We start from the raw sequence: 324 nt of genomic DNA on the forward strand, positions 1-324 counted from the left end.
CGTGAAGGTAAAGTCAGCCACAGGCCAAGACGATTTTTCATCCCAGCGCCAGCCATAATGCCCGGTGACCTGCTTAGTCGCCGCTTTCAATGTGTCACCCGAGACCATTAAGGTCGTCACACGCTCGCCTTTCCACGGATGAAAAGCCAACAGCTTCGAAAGTGTGTTTGAGTACAGCGTTAACGTATTGAGAGACGGATTAGAGGCCGACAGTGCTTTCACAGCACCCGACAGTGAGCCCGTTCGAATAAAATCTTGCGTGGCCATTCCATCCAAAGCAGTCAAAAATGCCTTATCTTGAGCAAACGCCAAAGGTTGGTCGCC

At 51.2% G+C, this 324-nt stretch carries 1 protein-coding gene; it reads right to left on the minus strand.

Translation table 11 applies throughout. The features are described from left to right. On the minus strand, positions 1-324 hold a 324-nt coding region (locus A142_RS24970), incomplete at both ends, for a hypothetical protein (protein ID WP_032545320.1).

Source organism: Vibrio splendidus 12E03 (genome assembly GCF_000272105.2).
Lineage (GTDB): Bacteria > Pseudomonadota > Gammaproteobacteria > Enterobacterales > Vibrionaceae > Vibrio > Vibrio splendidus_I.